Origin of the sequence: Frankia sp. AiPs1 (assembly GCF_023716945.1) — a bacterium.
Classification (GTDB): domain Bacteria; phylum Actinomycetota; class Actinomycetes; order Frankiales; family Frankiaceae; genus Frankia.
The window spans coordinates 1-1725 of sequence record NZ_JAMQQF010000868.1; the positions used below are offsets into that span (position 1 = coordinate 1).

General features: G+C 71.8%; 1 protein-coding gene. It reads left to right on the top strand.

Going from position 1 to position 1725, the window contains the following annotated elements:
- On the top strand, positions 1–1725 hold a 1725-nt coding region (locus tag ND748_RS31420; RefSeq protein WP_251749924.1), incomplete at both ends, for a condensation domain-containing protein.

Consider the following 1725-nt stretch of genomic DNA (forward strand, 5'->3'; position numbering starts at 1 on the left):
TGCTCGGCCTGCCGGAGGTCGGCCCGGACGACTCGTTCTTCGTCCTGGGCGGGCACTCCCTGCTCGCCGCCCGCCTCATCGCCCGCGTCCGCGCGGCGACGAGTCTGCCCGTCTCGATCCGCTCGGTGTTCGACGCGCCGACGGTCGCCACCCTCGCCGCCCACCTCGACGCGCTCGACGCGCAGCCCGGCTATCCCGCGCTCACCGCGGCCGACCGACCGAATCCCCTGCCGCTGTCGGCCGCCCAGCGACGCCTGTGGTTCCTCCACCGGCTCGAAGGTCCGTCGAGCACCTACAACCTGCCGTTTGCCACGCGGCTGACCGGTCCGCTCGACATCACGGCCCTGCAAGCCGCCGTCCAGGATGTCGTCGCCCGTCACGAGACCCTGCGCACCGTCTTCCCGGAGGTCGACGGGACGCCGGTGCAGCAGATCCTCGACGACGTCACCGTGCCGTTCTCGCTCATCGACGTCACCGAGGACGGCCTCGCGGCCGCGCTCCGCGACGTGCACGAGACGCCGGTCCACCTCGAGACCGAGATCCCGATCCTGGTCCAGGTGTTGCGGATCGCCGCCGATGATCACATCTTGGCCATGGTCATGCACCACATCGCCGGCGACGAGGGCTCGACCACGCCGTTCCTGCGCGACCTGGCGACCGCCTACGCGGCGCGTCGGCGCGGCGGTGCCCCGGCCTGGTCGCCACTTCCGATCCAGTACGGCGACTACACCCGGTGGCACCAGGAGCTGCTCGGCGCGCCGGGCGCGCCCTCCGAGCTGGCCGAGCGTCAGCTCGCCTACTGGACGACGACCCTGGCCGGGCTTCCCACCCAGGTGGAGCTGCCCACCGACCGGCCCAGGCCCGCGGTCCCCGTCGCGGGCGGTGGGCGGGTGCGGGGGGAGATCCCCGCGACGACCATGGCAGCGCTGCGTCCGTTGCTCACCCAGACCGGATCCAGCGAGCTCACGTTGGCGCACCTGGCCGTCGCGGTCACTCTGCACAAGCTCGGCGCCGGCGCCGACATTCCCCTGGGCGCACTGGTTGCCGGCCGGGTCGATCCCGCCCTGGAGCCCCTGGTGGGCTTCTTCGTGAACACGGTGGTGGTCCGACTCGACCTCTCCGGCGACCCGACCCTGCGCGAGCTGCTGCACCGGGTCCGGCGCAGTTCGCTGGACGCCTACGCCCACGCCGACGTCCCGTTCGACAGCGTGGTGGAACGGGTCAACCCCGAGCGCGCCGCGGGCCGCCACCCGCTCGTCCAGACCCTCGTGGACTACTGGAACCCCGCGGCCGGGAACCCAGGGCTCGACGGCCTTGACCTGGCACCGCTGGAATCGGCCGAACCGGCGGCCGCGAAGTTCGACCTCGGGTTCACCTTCACCTCGGATGTTCGTGGTGGCGGCCTGCTCGCCTCCATCGAGTACGACGCCGACCTGTTCGACCGGGTGAGCGTCGAACGAATTCTGGCGCGCCTCGGTCGCGTGCTCGCCGCCTTCGCGGGCAGCCCGGACGTTCTGCTGTCCGGAGTGGATGTTCTTTCCGCCGAGGAACGCGGGCTGCTGCTGGGCGAGTGGAGCGGGGTTTCCGCCCCGAATCCGGTTGCGCTGCCCGCCGGCTCCGATTCCGCTGCGGCTGTCGGCGCGGATCCGGTTCCGTTTTCGTCGGTGTTGGGTGTGTGGGATGGGGTGGTGGCTGCTGGTGGTGGTGAGGTGGCGGTGGTGTGTG